The organism is Crateriforma conspicua (genome assembly GCF_007752935.1).
GTDB lineage: Bacteria > Planctomycetota > Planctomycetia > Pirellulales > Pirellulaceae > Crateriforma > Crateriforma conspicua.
Genome location: NZ_CP036319.1, coordinates 1095317 through 1110680 on the forward strand (window position 1 = coordinate 1095317; position 15364 = coordinate 1110680).

12 protein-coding genes are annotated in these 15364 nt (G+C 58.9%); 4 read left to right on the forward strand and 8 right to left on the reverse strand.

Translation table 11 applies throughout. From position 1 onward, the window contains the following. Positions 1-27 precede the first annotated feature (27 nt). The 5 genes from Mal65_RS03975 to Mal65_RS03995 all read right to left on the reverse strand — a co-directional run bounded on the left by Mal65_RS03975 (position 28) and on the right by Mal65_RS03995 (position 4279). Positions 28-642, reverse strand: a complete 615-nt coding sequence (locus tag Mal65_RS03975; RefSeq protein WP_145293851.1) for a hypothetical protein — start codon at positions 640-642, stop codon at positions 28-30. Positions 643-815: 173 nt separating this feature from the next. Continuing rightward, on the reverse strand, positions 816-1214 hold the full coding sequence (locus Mal65_RS03980) for a hypothetical protein (protein WP_145293853.1): 399 nt from the start codon (positions 1212-1214) through the stop codon (positions 816-818). Between the two features lie 224 nt (positions 1215-1438). Beyond that, entirely contained in the window at positions 1439-2398 is a 960-nt protein-coding gene (gene folK, locus Mal65_RS03985; protein ID WP_145293855.1) for a 2-amino-4-hydroxy-6-hydroxymethyldihydropteridine diphosphokinase, read from the reverse strand. Next, entirely contained in the window at positions 2383-3741 is a 1359-nt protein-coding gene (hisS, locus tag Mal65_RS03990; protein ID WP_145293857.1) for a histidine--tRNA ligase, read from the reverse strand. Before hisS ends, folK begins: the two co-directional genes overlap by 16 nt. A gap of 67 nt (positions 3742-3808) precedes the next feature. Then, positions 3809-4279: a YkgJ family cysteine cluster protein gene (locus Mal65_RS03995; protein ID WP_390621889.1), complete on the reverse strand. Its 471-nt coding sequence runs from the start codon at positions 4277-4279 to the stop codon at positions 3809-3811. Between the two features lie 262 nt (positions 4280-4541). Here Mal65_RS03995 and Mal65_RS04000 point away from each other — a divergent pair, with 262 nt between their 5' ends. The 3 genes from Mal65_RS04000 (at position 4542) to Mal65_RS04010 (ending at position 8181) form a co-directional block, all read left to right on the forward strand. After that, complete coding sequence (locus Mal65_RS04000; protein WP_145293861.1) at positions 4542-5408, forward strand: formyltransferase family protein; 867 nt, start codon at positions 4542-4544, stop codon at positions 5406-5408. A 28-nt stretch (positions 5409-5436) separates the two neighbouring features. Then, the gene (locus Mal65_RS04005) at positions 5437-6855 is read left to right on the forward strand and encodes an SGNH/GDSL hydrolase family protein (protein ID WP_145293863.1); all 1419 of its coding nucleotides are present in this window, start codon (positions 5437-5439) and stop codon (positions 6853-6855) included. 63 nt (positions 6856-6918) lie between these two features. Then, complete coding sequence (locus Mal65_RS04010) at positions 6919-8181, forward strand: hypothetical protein (RefSeq protein ID WP_145293865.1); 1263 nt, start codon at positions 6919-6921, stop codon at positions 8179-8181. A gap of 61 nt (positions 8182-8242) precedes the next feature. Here Mal65_RS04010 and Mal65_RS04015 read toward each other — a convergent pair whose 3' ends face one another. Further along, complete coding sequence (locus tag Mal65_RS04015; RefSeq protein ID WP_145293867.1) at positions 8243-9679, reverse strand: arylsulfatase; 1437 nt, start codon at positions 9677-9679, stop codon at positions 8243-8245. 166 nt (positions 9680-9845) lie between these two features. Further along, positions 9846-11711 (reverse strand): glycoside hydrolase family 2 protein, encoded by a 1866-nt coding sequence (locus tag Mal65_RS04020; protein WP_145293869.1) that lies wholly within the window; start codon positions 11709-11711, stop codon positions 9846-9848. 241 nt (positions 11712-11952) lie between these two features. Between Mal65_RS04020 and Mal65_RS04025 the strand changes: the two genes are divergently transcribed. Next, the gene (locus Mal65_RS04025; protein WP_145293872.1) at positions 11953-14505 is read left to right on the forward strand and encodes a U32 family peptidase; all 2553 of its coding nucleotides are present in this window, start codon (positions 11953-11955) and stop codon (positions 14503-14505) included. On the opposite strand, the gene Mal65_RS04030 is transcribed toward Mal65_RS04025, so the two are convergent. Next, complete coding sequence (locus Mal65_RS04030; RefSeq protein WP_165701048.1) at positions 14502-15281, reverse strand: 4'-phosphopantetheinyl transferase family protein; 780 nt, start codon at positions 15279-15281, stop codon at positions 14502-14504. The genes Mal65_RS04025 and Mal65_RS04030 overlap by 4 nt on opposite strands. Positions 15282-15364: the final 83 nt, after the last annotated feature.

Consider the following 15364-nt stretch of genomic DNA (forward strand, 5'->3'; position numbering starts at 1 on the left):
GCATTGTGAAAGGAAGGAAAAGAAGGGTCAGTCGCCCGGGGTGGCCGGTGCGTTGGGCGGGACTCGGCCGGTCGGTGTTGCACCGCGACTGAACGCCTGTTGGATCGCCTGGGGATGGTGGCCACGGCGGCGCAAGTCGAATGCCAGGACGACGCCACGATTGTTCAAGACAACCATGGCATAGATGAACAGCAACAGACTGGTCGGCAAACAGTAACACGTCAGCCCCGACAATAGGCCGAAGCTGACCGCCAGCAGGGCGCGACCACGGTGGCGAAATTGAACGGTCCATATGCCCGCGAAGATGTTCGCGATGCCGATCGCCAAGACGAAAAAGCTGACCATCGCGATCAAAGCGGTGGCGACCCAGGTGGCTTCCGGTGGAAGCGGCGGATTGCCGCCACCGCCGGGGCGAGCCTGGCTGATGGCTTCGGGCAGGATGAAGGCATAAATCCCCACCGCCGCTGACATCAGGACGTCCAGTCCGCCCTGGACCACCATCAAGATGCCCAGGATCGGCACTTGGTGAACGAAAGTCCCGCGGACGTCCGGCGGCAAATCAATCGGACCGCCGATCGCCTGTTCCGGGATCTCGGCGGTCGGCGTGTAAGGATTGGCGTCGGGCGCGTTCGATGGGTGCATGGCTGGAATTCTAGCGACCTGAATCACCCGCGTTGTGCCGGTACTGGTCGAGAGAAACGAGTCGGCCGTTTTGGCCAACCGTCGTTGTTTTGTCACCCAACGAAAAAACGACCGTGTCCGATAATCTCAGACACGGTCGTTGATGATTTGGGCAAAGCCGGGCTTGGCGATGGCTATAGTTCGACAGGTTCGCCCGGCGGCAGATCCAATTCTTCGGGGATCGGTGTCACGTCGACCGGCGGCTGTGCGGGCCAGCTGAGTCCGTCGACTGTTTCGGGGATCGGCTGCAATGGTGGGGCCGACATCGGGGGGATTTCGCCGGTGGAAATTTCAGGCATGGGCTGCGACAGCCCCTGTCCACCCATCAAAGATTCGTGCGGGACGTTTGGCGTCACGCTGGGAACCCCGCCGCGATGCACTTCGCAGTTGCAGGTTCCTTCGGAAACGACGACCGGACGCGAATAGAACGACGTAAGCAAACAGCCGGATTTGCAACCGGTCATGCCGGCCAACAAGATGCCGGCCGTGGCGATCGATAGGACAGGGCCCCGAGTCGTCAGTGACGTTCTCATCGGGTATGCCTCCTGCAAGTGACATGCGGAAGCATCCGTGCAAAGTGTTCGAAGGACAATCTCCATTTTGTCCGGCGCGTGGCTTCATCGAACCACGTTCAGTGGTGGGTATCGGAACCAGAACGGGGCGACCCCCAGCGTCACCAAAAAGATTCACCGATTCGCCGAGAGTGGCGGTGTCACAAGCCGACCGGATGTCACATCCGTCACAGACGCAACGACGGTTATCGCCACCAAGATCCGTCGTCCGTCACCGCCCGACACGGGCAACGCATGGAATCCAACGCCGAGGCGACTTCCCCGATGGCCCATTCGACGTCGGTGACTTCCAAGCGGTATTCCGGGTATCGCCATCCCTTGGGCCAAATTTTGTGCGGCGCCGGCCAAGACGAATCTTCGGTGACGTGTTGGATTCGGGCGATCAATCGTGGCATGCGGGGATCGTCCCAGTGGGTGCGGTCGGTGATGTCCAGCGAAGGCAACGAATCGCTAACCCAAGGCCCCGCGGGCATGGCAGCGTCGTCGGTCGATACAGGCTCTTGCACCGGAGGTTCCGCGAAACGAATCTGGCTGGGCGGAAGCGGCGCGTTGGCGATCGTTCCGGCTGTCATCACACGGTCGGTCGATTGGAATGTGATCACCCCGTGGTCTTGGGTCAGACGCCGGCAAATCAATCTTCGCAAGTCCGCATCGCCGCCGACCAGGCATAGCGACGGCTGTGCCTTGGCAACGTGCCGTGAAAGTTCACCGATCGTCCATCCGAATCGCGGATCGCGATAGTGATCCGCCACGTCGCAGGCGGGATGCAGCACGAACGTTCGCGCGGGGTATCGTGGATGGGGCACCACCAGATGACTGTCACCGCCCACCAAATCGCCGTACAGCACGACGTCCAAATCGATCGATCGGGCGTCCCATCGCCGCAGTCGTTGACGGCCCAGCCACTGTTCGACGTCTTGCAACAGCGACAAAATTTCGTGCGCCGACGATTCGGTATCAAATGCCGCTGCGGCGTTCAGGAACGGTTCCTGGCCACCCGGGCCGCCGATCGGCGGCGTTTCATACAGGCGGCTGGCACGAAAATTCGACACCGCCGATGACTTGGCAACGCGTTCGGCGGCGCGATGCAGTAATTCGCTGCGTTGGCCCAGATTGCTGCCCAGGCTGATCAAGCACTGGGACATGACGACGTGCCTTGAATCAATGCACCGATCGCCGCGACCAATGGTTCGGCGGCGTCGTGCCGATAATCCACATCGACCGCGGACTTGTTTCGCAGGTCTTTCAACTGGACGCGACCGTCCTGCCATTCGTTTTCGCCGGCGATGATTGCGGCCATGAAGCCCTGGGCATCGGCGTATTTCAGTTGCGCGCCCAGCTTTTTCGGTTCGTGATAGACTTCCACTCCGATCCCGGCACGACGCAGCTGGTTGGCCAATTGCAGGTAGTCGTCACGACGGTTGCGATCGAAATAAGCCACCATCACCGGCGCGGCTTTCTTGGCATCGGGCAACAGGTTCAACTGCTCCATCGCTGCCAACAGACGATCCAAGCCCAGCGACGCACCGATACCGGGAAGGTGTTGTTTGGTGAACAGTCCGGCCAGGTTGTCGTAGCGACCGCCGCTGCAAACGCTGCCGATTCCCGGCAAATCGTTCAGCGTCGTTTCAAAGATCACGCCGGTGTAATAGTCCAAGCCGCGAGCGATGGAGACATCGATGTGGATACGCCGGGGGGAAACACCTGAGGCGACCGCACCGCGAAAGATTTCACGCAAACGTTCGATGCCCGCCGCCGCCGTTTCATCCCCGCCGGTGATCTCGGGCAAGGCGTCCAAGACGGCTTCGTTGTCACCGTCGGCCTGACAGTCGGCCAAACGCAGCACCGCATCAGCCTTGGATGCGTCGATCGACGCGACCTTCATCATTTCGTCGGCAACTTTGTCTCGGCCGATCTTGGCCAGTTTGTCCAACGCTCGCAGGATCACGACGCTTTGGTCGCTAAGCCCCAGATGATTCAACAGTCCGGTCAGGATTTGGCGATTGTTGATGCTGATCGTGAAGGCGTCAAAACCCACCGCTTGCATCAGAGAATCGATGACTGCGACCGCTTCGATATCGGCCAGAACGCTTTCGGTTCCGATGGTGTCGAAATCACACTGGACGAATTCACGATAGCGACCCGCTTGCGGGTTTTCGCCACGCCACACCGGCGCGATGTGATAACGCTTGAACGGCGTCCCCAGGGTTCCAATGTGCTGGGCTGCGAACCGCGCCAGGGGAACGGTCAGATCAAAACGCATTCCGACATCGCGTTTGCCGTTGTCTTGGAAGCGATAGATTTGTCGATCGGTTTCGTCGCTGCCCTTGCCGGTCAAGATTTCCAAGTATTCCAGCGTTGGCGTGTCGATCGGCGCGAATCCGAAAGAACGAAAAACGCCGCGAGCGGTTTCCATCAGACGCTCGCGGGGAATCATCACCGCGGGCAAGTAATCGCGGAAACCTTTCAGGGTGCGTGGCTGGATCATTGATGGGTGTGGGATTCAATTGTTTTGGGGGAAAGGGCGGTCGTCTGGCAATCGATCGATCGGTATCTCAATGGGCCACGGCGATCGGCAGGCCCGTCGGGCGGCGGCTTCGCAGGGCATGATGATCGGCCAGCGTCGGATCGGGAAACTGTGGCCCGAACATCGCGTCGGCGTATTCGTCAATTTGCTCGGGCGATTCGAAGTACTTTTCGTAGCACCAGTCGTCTTCGAATTCGCATTCGGCGGTGGTGTAGTCGCGACAAATCTGTGGCCGTGTTTCGTAGATTCCGCACCGATGGTCGTCTTGCAGGTGTTTGCAAGTCGTGTGGACCAACAGGTACCAGGTATCCGAATCGACGAATACCGACGCGCGATCATGCAGCAGGTACCACCGCATGAAATCAAAGTCGCGTCGTGATGCGGGTTCTTCGATCGGCAACGCAAAGTAGTGACAGCACTTGGCGGTGCAGTGTTCACACAAATTGGCGTCGGCCGGATAGTCTTCACGCCGCCGTTTTTTGGGCGGACGTGGTGCCAGCGTCGAAGCCTTGACGGATTTCGATTCCGGCGAGGCCCCCGATTTCGGTGTCCGGTTCGATTTGGATTTCTTTGATTTCGGCAAGGCAAAAGACCTCCGGCGGTCCCCGCGGCTGCGGCCGGACCCGATCATGGTGTCGCGATTCGGGCCGGCGGGGAAAAGGAACCCGCGGTGAAAAAAATCCCGTCGTGACCTAAAATCTGCCGATTCGTCAGGAATCGACGGTTATCAGCACGCCACACACTATCAAAGTCATCCCACCATGGAAGTCGTCATCACCGCTCTGGGCCCGGACAGCACCGGCCTGGCTGACCCGATCATTCACCATGTGACCGGTCGGGGCGCCCGAATCAATGAGATTCAGATGTATGACCATGACGAAGAACAGTTGTTCGCGATGCTGTGTCGGATCGATCTGGAATCGGCCGAATACGAGCCGATGATCGACGCGATGCGTCAAATCGGTGATCACACCAAGTTGTCGATTCGAGTCTGGAGCCCCGATCGAAACATCGCCAAACCGCGGATCGCCCTGTGCGGTACCTTTGTCGAACACACCCCGCGGGCCGTTCTGGAAGCAGCACGCAGCGGTGAAATCAACGCGGACGTGACGGTTCTGATCAGCAATCGCAAAAAACTGGCTCCGCTGGCCGACCAATTCGGCATCCCGTTCGAAATGATCGGTGACAAGGCGGGGTCGGCCGACGATCGCGAAATGGTTCACGTGATGGACCGCTACGACGTCGACTATGTCGTGCTGGCTCGATACATGCGGATTCTGCCCGCGGCGACGTGTTGGCAGTTTGCCGGTGGACGAATTTTGAATCTCCATCATGGACTACTGCCTGGCTTTCCCGGTTTTCGGCCCTACCACGACGCCTACAACGCTCGCATGCTGACCTTCGGGGCGACTTGTCACTTCATCATTCCCGAATTGGACGCGGGCAACCAAACAGTCAATCAGCGGACCTTCTCGGTCGCGCCGGGAACCCCACTGGATTCGGTCATTTCACGCGGGGAACGCGAAAACGAACCGGCCTGTCTGGTCGAAGGTGTCCGGCGGGTGGTCGATCGCGAGGTGCAATTGCGTTTCCACCGTGTCGTCGCGCGGCGCGGCAGTCATCGCTAAAGCCACGCCGATGTCGACGAAGCGGAAGATGTCCCGTCGAAAGGTTTGGTGGTTCCGGTCACTGGCGATTTTGATCGGTCTGTTACCACTGGTTGCCGCGGAGATCGTGCTGCGAATTGTCGATGGTCCGTCGGTCACTTGGGACGACCCACTGGTCGATGTCTCGCGGCAACCGGCGTTGTTCATTCCCAATGAATCCGGCGACCGCTTTGTCGTCGATCCACAGCGTGGAAACTACTTTCAGCCCGCATCCTTTGCCACCGAAAAGGTCGCCGGGACCCGACGCGTCTTTGTGTTGGGCGGGTCCACCGTTCAAGGCCGTCCCTACGCGCACGAAACCGCGTTTTCCACCTGGCTTTCGCTGTGGATGCAAGCCGCCGACCCGGATCATCCGCCGGAAGTCGTGAACGTCGGCGGGGTCTCCTATGCCAGTTATCGCGTGTCGCGATTGCTGGAGGAAGTCCTACAGCACCAGCCGGATTTGATCGTGCTGTACACCGGTCACAACGAGTTCTTGGAAGACCGCACGTACGCGGTCTCGCGTCATCGAAGCCGCTGGCAACGCTGGGTGGATGACGTGGCCACCGCATCGGCGACGGTGCGTTTCGTCAAAAAACGACTGGGCCGCGACGCCGAACCGCAGTCACCGACGCTTGCACCGGAGGTCAATGCCCGACTGGATCATGTCGGCGGTTTGGATGCATACCGTCGTGACCCGTCGTGGCGTCACAGTGTCGAAGCCGACTTTGACGCAACGATTCGGTCCATGGTTGATCGGTGTCGTCATGCGGGCGTCCCAATCCTGGTCTGTGTTCCCGCGTCGGATCGTGTTCGTACGCCGCCGTTCAAAACGACAGCGGACCCCCGTTTGTCAGATCCGAAACAGCGATGGATCGATCGCCAGTGGCAAGTCGTCGTGTCCGAGAAGGACGCATCGAAAAAATCATCGGTTTGCAAACAAATTCTTCAAACCGATCCGCTTCACGCGGGAGCCAACTACTACTTGGGCCGCCAACGTTGGGATGGCGGGATTCGTGATCAAACCACGCGTACTCTTTTTACCGTTGCCCGCGACCACGACGTCTGTCCGCTGCGTGCGACCAGTCCCATCGTCACCAGTGTGCGATCGATCACGGCCCAGGCCGATGCTTCGGTGGATGTTGCCAAACTGTTGGATGAAGACAACGATTCGGTGGAAGACCCGGATTGGTTTGTGGACCATATTCATCCATCGATCGCCGGGCACCAACGCATCGCCCAGGCGATCCTGCGGTCTTTGCAGCGATCGGGTTGGATTCAGGTATCCGAAGACGCGGAAGCGACGTTTTCGCAACTTCGCGACCAACATTTCGCTTCGCTGGGCGAAGAATATTTTCTGCGGGGGCGGGCCCGTTTGCGTGGTCTGCAACAATGGGCGTCCGGACGTGCCGGACAATCCGATCAATGATTGATCGATGCGCTGCGGCGTTCCGGTCCGACCGGCCCTTTTTCTTTTCGATCGAGTTTGTCTATGAATCCCGTGCGATTTTCCATGGTGGTCATCGTGGCCACGGTTTCGTTTTGGTTGTCAGCGGCTTGCACCGGAGCGGCGCAGTCGGCAAAGACGTCCGGTGTCGATGCGGCGACGACCGACAATGTCGAACTTTCGCAAACGGAGACTGATGAAACGTCGTCGGAGAAACTGACCGAAACGCTGGAAGGTGAATTCGATACCACGGACATCGCCGCGACGACCGCTTGGGCGGAATCGCTGCACTTGGCGGATTGGCTGGGCCCCCTGGCGCCGGTCGCCTTGTCCCCGTTTTTCGGGATCGCATTGTTGTCCGGATTGGCGTTGTATGGCCCCGATTGGATCACCGACAACGCGTTGCTTGGGGCCAGTGGTCCGCTACAGAATCCGACCCTGTTTTGGATCTTCGTCGGGCTGACGGTTTTGACCAGCCTGCCACGACTGACCAAAGTCAGCAAGCCGATCGCCCAAGCGTTGGATCGACTGGAAACCTATGCGGTGATCGTGATCTTGCTGGTGATCAAAGTCGTCGCCGCGATTGATTCGCCTGATCCGGAACCTCAAGTCGCGATGATCCAGTTTGGCGTGATCAGTTTCACCGCGGACACTTTGTTGGCCGTCGCCATGGTGATCAACATCTTGATCATCAACAGCGTCAAGTTCTTCTTCGAATTCTTGGTATGGCTGACGCCGGTTCCGTTTTTGGACGCCGTGTTCGAAATCTGTAACAAAACCATTTGTGCCGCTTTGATGGCGGTTTACGCTTACAGCCCCACGGTGGCCACCGTCATCAACTTGGGTGTGTTGGTGGTCGCCGCATTGATTCTGCGATGGATCAGCCGCCGGGTGACGTTCTATCGAACCATGGTTTTGGATCCTATTTTGGCCAAGCTTTGGACCGGATTTGGTTCACCCCGAAAGCCCGAGCTGATCGTCTTTCCGCAAGACGACATCGGGCCGTTTCCTGCCAAAAGCCGGCTGACGCTTTGCCGAGATACCGATGGAAAGGGCTGGCAACTGAAACAGGCTGGCTGGTGGACGTCCCCAACAGTGCATCCCATTCCCGAATCGGCCGCACCGACGCTGCACCACGGTTGGGTGATGCACACGATCCGGTTCGCCGATGGATCGGCATGTTCGCTGGTCACCAGTCGCCGCTACGACGCAGCGATGGACCGGGTGGCCGAAACACTGTTGTTGAAGCTGGCGACGGACCGACCCGAAACGGATCAGCCCGCCGACCTGCGTCAGGAGTTCGCCTAGGCGGTGGATGTTGGCCGGGGAAGGCCGTCGCGTCCACCATCCCAAACCGCCTGTGGGCGGATCAGCGTTTGGGGGCGCGTCCGCGAATTTCCCAGTTCGGGTTCGGTTGATGTGAATCGTCTATCATCTTCGTCGCCTTGGCCACGATTTCCGGGTGTTCGGCGGCGATGTTGTTGGATTCCGAAATGTCTTGGTCCACGTCGTACAGTTCGACCTCGCCGGTGAACATCGGTTGGCGAATGGCTTTGAACTGGTCAAAGCGGACGGCTTGGCGGCTGCCCTGTTCATAGAACTCCCAGTACAGAAATTCGTGCCGCTTTTGCCGGTCGGGTTGGCCCATCAGGGTCGGCGCGAAACTGATGCTGTCCAGATCCCTGGGCGGAGTCGCACCGGCCAATTCTGCCGCGGTCGCCATCCAGTCGCCGAAGTACGCGATGTGGTCGGTCGTGGATCCCGCCGGAACGGTGCCCGGCCACCAAGCGATTCCGGGGACTCGGATGCCGCCTTCGTACAACGCTCGCTTGATCCCTTGCAGCGGGCCATTGGGATCAAAGCGGTCCAAGTTGTGTCCGGCTTCGTCGTGGGGCCCGTTGTCGCTGCTGAAAAACACCAATGTATTTTCGGCGATCTTCAGCTTGCGTAATTGGTCCAGGATCCGTCCCACGTCACCGTCCATGCGAGTGATCATCGCCGCCTGGCCCTTGTCTTGATCGGACCAATCGCGATCGGCATAGATCCCAAAGTCGGGCACTTCGGCGCCGTTGCCCATCATCCGAGTCGCCTCGTTATTGGCATGCGGGATCGTCAAAGCCAAGTACAAAAAGAACGGACCGTCGGTCGCTTGTTGCTGATTGATAAAGTCGGCGGCCTGTTCGACGAACAAGTCATGGCTGTAATCGATGCGTTTGGTCGCGTAGCCGCCGGTGAAGCCGCCGTATGATTTGTCGTTGCGTTTGACTTTGTTACGAAGCTTCAGCTTTTGATCGCCCGACCACAAGAATTCCGGGTAATAGTTATGAGCGTGGACTTGGTTCAGGTATCCGAAGAATGAATCAAAGCCTTGCTGTAACGGAAAACCTTCGTTGTCAACTTCGCCCAGTCCCCATTTGCCCACCAAACCGTTGGTGTAACCGGCGGTCTTCAAGACTTCTGCCACGGTGACGTCTTCATCACGCAGCGCTTGAATCGACATGTCCGTGTTGGCGTTGCCGCGAACAAATGTGTGCCCCATGTGTTGGCCGGTCATCAGCACACTGCGACTGGGGGCGCAAACCGTGTTGCCCGCATAGAACTGGGTGAACCGCATGCCCTCGGCAGCCATTTGGTCCAAGCGAGGCGTCTGGATGACTTTTTGACCGTAGCAGCCCAGGTCACCGTAACCCAGGTCGTCGGCCAGAATGAAAATCATGTTGGGTTTTTCCGCGCCGGCAGCCGTGCCGCCGATAACGGTCAACGCCATCACGGTGAAGATCGAACAAACGATGCGATTTCGAATCATGAGATTTCGTTGCGGGTGAAGGAAAAGAGACGGCTGTAACAGGAGGCAGAGGCTCTGGATCAAATGCGTTGCCAGATCCAAAGCCCCCGGTGCGATTGCGATACGAACGACACGCCCCCGGTGTGGTCAGCAAATCGATTGGGAACGTGCTTTTCGGGATCGTGATTTAGAAGCCCGCGTCTCGGTGCATCTGGGCCAGTTCATCGGCCGACAGTTTTTGGACTTCGCGGTCGTACGTCATCAGGCCATTGACTTCGCCTTCGACGTCGGTGGTTTGGGTGTAAACGCCCGCGGCGATGCCTTGCGTTCGAAGTTCGGCAAGCTGTTCAAGCGTCGTTTGGTAACGTTCCTTGTACTCTTGCGGCGTCTTGGGCAATCCGCCGTATCCCCAGTTGCGCATTTTGGGGTTCCACTGGTGGCCTTGGATCACCAAGCCATGCCCGCCAAATTCGCCCACGACTTTGACGTAGTCGGCAAAGCGGGCATCGTCTAGCGGGAAGTCCGGATGCGGGTAACTGTGGTGATCGGCGACGTCACCGACGGGGAAGAAGTTGCCGCCGCTGGCGATGTTGATCGGGCGACGCACGTCCAAGTTTTCCATGAATCGGCCGACACCGATCGTGTCGTGTTGTCCCCAGCGTTCGTTGAACGGGACCCACATCGCGACGCTGGGGCTGTTGCGCAGTTTTTCCACCATCGATTTCAGTTCCGATCGAAATTGGTTGCGGCGTGCTTCATCCCAGGTTTCTTCCGGCGGCCAACGGGTGGCGTCGGGGCCGGGTTTCATTCGCGTCCATTCGGGACGACCGCCCGTGCTGGGCATGTCCTGCCAAACCAGCATGCCGACTTTGTCACAGTGGCTGTAAAACCGTCGCGGTTCGACCTTGATGTGTTTGCGGATCATGTTGAATCCGGCCTGCTTTAAGTAGTCGACGTCAAAGCGCATCGCTTCATCGCTGGGCGGTGTCAGCAATCCGTCCGGCCACCAGCCCTGATCCAGCGGTCCGTAGTGAAAGATCGGTTCGCCGTTGAGCGTCAGACGCAGATGTCCGTCTTCATCACGCTGAATGCCGAATTCACGCATGGCGGCATACGATTCGACTTGATCGATCACGTTGCCACTGGCGTCGGTCAATTGCAGCGTGATGTCGTATAGATGTGGCGAATCGGGACTCCAGCGTTTGGCACCGGGCAGAGAAACGCTGAGCGATGAATCGGCCGTTGCAATCGTTCGGCCGTTGTCGTGGACGCGGATGACCATTCGTTCGCCGTCGATTTTCGGGCCGGCCAAGGTTGGCAGGACACGCAGGGTGTCTTCATGCAATCGCGGTTTCATCTTCACGCCGGCGATGTGACGCTCGGGGACCTGTTCCAACCACACGGTTTGCCAAATGCCTGAGACCCGCGTGTAGTAGATGCCTTTGGGATTTTTGGTTTGTTTGCCCAAGGTTTGATGTGGGGCGGTTTCATCGATCACCTGAACCACGATTTCGTTGTCGCCCTCGTGGACCGCATCGGTGACGTCAAAGCGGAACGGATCGCTGCTGCCGATATGTTGGCCGACTTCCTGGCCATTGACGAAGACCGTTGTCTGATAGTCCACCGCTTCGAAATGCAAATGCGTCCGTTTGCCTTCGATCGGCTGGTGTGTGAATGTCCGCTTGTACCACAGCGTCTCGTTGGGCTGTAGCAATCGGCCGACACCACTGAGCGTCGACTCGATACAAAATGGCACCAAAATTTTGCCGTCCGCTTGGTCGGGGAATGATTCACCGTCTCGACCGGTCACGGCGTAATCCCAGTGGCCGTTCAGGCATTGCCAAGAGTCCTCGCGACGAAACTGTGGCCGAGGATATTCGGTCCAGGCGTTTTCGGCGGAGACGTTTTTTCCCCAGCGGGTCAGCATCGTCGGCGTGGCCGGCTGGCCGGACTTCGAATCCTGGGCCACCGCGGGCGGACCCAATACAGAGGTGACGAGACACAGGATCGCCGAGGCAACGATCGCGTGATTCTTTGTCGTTGGATGTTTCATGAGTGGGGTGGAAAAGGTGGGGCGGGAAGGAAGGGGCGTAAGTTTCGATCTTTGGTCGATTCTTTTCCGAGGCGGCCAGTATCGCCCGCCAGCCCGCCGCTTTCCACAGTCTGCGTCGCCCGCGACCGCACTTGTCGCAGGATCGGTGGTCGACCGGGGCCACCACACCGCGATCCACTGGACACATCCGAAGCGATGTTTTGCCTAGCGGGATCCGCTCGCCGCGGTCACAATCGGCGGGATGAATCCAAGTGAAAAAAGTGCCGAACACCCGTCACGTCCGCGGCCTGAACTGCTTGCCCCCGCTGGCGACTGGGACTGCGTTCGTGCGGCGATTTGCAATGGTGCCGACGCGGTCTATTTCGGGCTGGATTGTGGATTCAACGCTCGGTACCGGGCCAAGAATTTCGGTCTGGATGACTTGGACGAATTGATGCGAACCCTGCGTTTGCACGGCGTCCGTGGCTACATGACGATGAATACGCTGGCGTTTCCCAGCGAGATGCCGGAATTGGTCCCGGTGATCCAGCGGGTCGCCGCCGCGGGTGTTGATGCCGTGCTGGTCCAAGATTTTGGCGTCGCTCGGTTGGTTCATGCGGTATGTCCTGATTTGCCAATCCATGCGTCGACGCAGATGAGTTTGACCAGCGCGGAGACGATTCGCGTGGCGGCCGACCTGGGAATCGAACGCGTCGTGTTGGCTCGCGAATTGTCGATTGCCGAGATCCGCAAGATTCATGACGCGACCGACTTGCCACTGGAAGCCTTCATTCACGGTGCGCTATGCGTCGCCTATTCCGGGCAATGTCTGACCAGCGAATCGTTGGGCGGACGCAGCGCGAATCGCGGACACTGTGCCCAAGCTTGCCGGTTGCCGTATGAATTGGTTTGCGACGGTGAAGATCGTGACCTTGGCGATGTCCGCTATCTGTTGAGCCCACAAGATTTGGCCGGTTACGCCGCGATCCCCGACATGATCGACGCCGGCGTGATGTCGCTGAAGATCGAGGGGCGTCTGAAAACCGCGGAGTACGTCGCCAACATCACGGGGCATTATCGTCGTGCGATCGACCGAGCCGTCCAGGGCGAATCGACCGAGTTGTCCGAGCAGACGCGACAGGAAATGGAACTGTCCTTTTCTCGCGGGTTCGCCCCCGGATGGCTGGAAGGCAATGATCACAAACGATTGGTGCCCGGTTTGTATTCCGCAAAGCAAGGCTTGGCCGCTGGCGTGGTCGACGAAGTTCGCGGTGACCGTATCCGACTGAATCTCCGGTGCAACGTTGCGCTTGGTGACGGGGTATCCGTTCAGTCCAAGTCGGATCAAGGCAAATTCCAGGGCAGCCGTGTCTATGCGATCGAACAAGCTGGCCAGTCGGTTCGGTCGGCCCGTGCGGGGCAAGTCGTCTGGCTGGCATTCGGACACGGCGATATGGATTTCGGCGCGATTGAAGCGGATGACCCGGTCTTCAAGAACGACGATCCGCAACTGAATCGGCGGCTGCGGCAAACGTACACGGGCAAACAAGACGACGCCGGTTTGTCGGTCGATCTTGCGGTGCACGCCGCAAGCGGCCAGCCACTGCAGTTGGAAGCACGGATCGGGACCGCGATTTGTGAGATCGTCCGCTCCGAAAAACCACTGGAAAAAGCCAATAAACGGCCCGCCGATGTGGCCATGATTCGCGAAAAACTGGGGCGGCTTGGCGACACCGAGTTTCAACTGGGCAACGTGAAGGTTGAAATTCAAGACCAGCCGATGGTGCCGGTCAGTGTGCTGAAATCGCTGCGACGTGATCTGGTGGGGCGATTGCGTGAACGCCTGAAAGCACCGCCGACGCGGCGGATCCATTCCGATGCGGGTGTTGAATTGCTGAAGCCATGGCACCAGCCAGACACAAGCTTGTTGACCACCCTGGATGCCACACCCGATGCACCTGCGTTGGCCGTTCTGTGCCGCACGCTGGACCAATTGCACGCCGCCATCGAAGGTGGCGCATCGTTGATTTATGCCGATTTTCACCAACCGAAAGACTATCGCGATGCAGTCGCCGCGGGCCGGCGTCACGGTGTGACCGTGGGCTTGGCGACGGTGCGGATGCACAAGCCGGGGGAAAATGCGCTACTGAATGCCGTCAGCAAGTATCAACCCGATTTGATTTTGGCGCGAAATTTGGCCGCGATCGAACATGCGGGAAAAGTCGGCGTCCCTTGCGTCGCCGATTTTTCGCTGAACATCACCAACCATCGATCGGCCCAGTGGTTGTGCGAGTTGGGGGTGGATCGATTGACCGCGTCGTATGATCTGAATCGTGATCAGTTGAAGGACTTGGTCGACAGTGTGCCGGCGGACCGATTGGAAGTGGTCGTGCATCAACACATGCCGTTGTTCCATATGGAGCATTGTGTGTTTTGCAGCGTGTTGTCGCCGGGAACCAATAAAACCAATTGTGGTCGGCCCTGTGATCGACATGTCGTTCAGTTGCGTGACCGCGTCGGTGCTTTGCATCCCCTGCAAGCCGACATCGCATGCCGAAACACGTTGTACAACGCTTCGCCGCAAAGCGGTGCCGAAGCGGTGGCGGATCTGATTCGCCGCGGCGTCGGTTGGTATCGGGTGGAACTGTTAGACCAGGACGCCGAAAACACGCGGCGAGTGATTCGGCTGTATCTGGACTTGCTGGCCGGTCGTGTCGATGGCGGCAACGTGTGGCGAACCTTGCAAGCGACCAATCGTGTCGGCGTCACGCGAGGAACGTTGGAACCGAAACGAAACCCGTTGGCCATTCTTTAGTCCAAGTCGGGATTGTCTGTGTCGATGCAAAGCGTTTCCAGTCTTTGCAACAGGTAATTGCACCGGAGCGTGTCCGCTGACGCGCCGATGGCGACCGACGCGATGTAGCCGGGACGTGGGCTGAAGCAACGGAACGTCCAGTAGCGTCCCTGATCCAGGCCTGGTTGCAAGACACGCAATTCCGGTTGGTCGTCGTCGATCTTTTCAAACGCAAAATGGCCCAGCGGCGTGTGCAGCCCCGTGCCGATCGCTTTGATGAACGATTCCTTTAGCGTCCATATTCGCAGGAATGTTTGTTGTCGCCGGATCGGGTCACCACATCGCGACAGATATTCGACTTCCGGCGCGGAGAAATATCGCACGGCCAGCTTGGCATCGGTCTTGCGGTCCAGCGGTTCGACATCCACGCCCAGCAAGATGTCGTCCGTGTCGGCAATGCCGCATAGGACCAACCCGTCGGTGTGGGCGACGTTGAACGCTTGCTTGGCTTCGTCGGGCCGTCGAACTTCCGGTTTGCCGTGCGGCAGCCAGTGAAATTCAATCGCGTGTGGATCGACTCCATCGCCGCCCAGCAACCGGCGGCTCATCCCACGCCCGATGATGTGTTGGTGACGTGTGGTCGGACGACGAAATCGCTGAGCCGCCTGGACCTCGGCGGCCGGCATCCAACGTTGGCACTGAATTTCGATCCGGCCCGGCTGCTGGGCGGATGAAGGCGCATGCCAAAGCTGGACTTGGGCGGTCGTCGATGTGGCGGTGGCGGAGACGTCGGGCACGAAACGAATCGGGGATGGAAAGCGTGCAGTCGTGGATACGCCGGTGATTCCGGTTGTGGCGAAGAATCCGGCGAATTCTGGTC